This window comes from Rhizobium ecuadorense (genome assembly GCF_001187535.1).
GTDB lineage: Bacteria > Pseudomonadota > Alphaproteobacteria > Rhizobiales > Rhizobiaceae > Rhizobium > Rhizobium ecuadorense.
In genome coordinates, this window is the sequence record NZ_LFIO01001230.1 from 1 (window position 1) to 360 (window position 360).

The 360-nt window shown below is 61.1% G+C and carries 1 protein-coding gene; it reads right to left on the reverse strand.

What is annotated here, in order from left to right; genetic code table 11:
- A partial coding sequence (locus tag AF337_RS25775; protein ID WP_152971190.1) for an extracellular solute-binding protein occupies positions 1–360 on the reverse strand: 360 nt, incomplete at both ends.

Sequence of the window (360 nt, forward strand, 5' to 3'; positions counted from 1 at the left end):
GCCTTGTCCTTGTCGGTAGCCGTCGCCTTTTTCTGCAGGTCGAGCATAACGTTGTAGTCGGACGGGTGCGAGATCATCATGCCGAGCTGGCCACCGAGGAAGAGGGGCTGGTTGTCGGCCTGCTGGTTGGTGAGCGCCGAAACCGGAACCGACTTGTCGCGAACATACATATCGTACGAGGCTTGCAGCGCCGCCTTGCTCTGCGGGCTATTGAGCTCGACCTGCTTATAGGTCGGGCTCGCGGTAGCTTCGTCGAAGACGCCTCCGCCATAGGCCCACAGCTGCGGCATGAAGCGATACGGCGTATTGCCGGCATTCTTGCGAGCCACGAGGCCGTAACCGGCAATGCCGAGCTTGTCG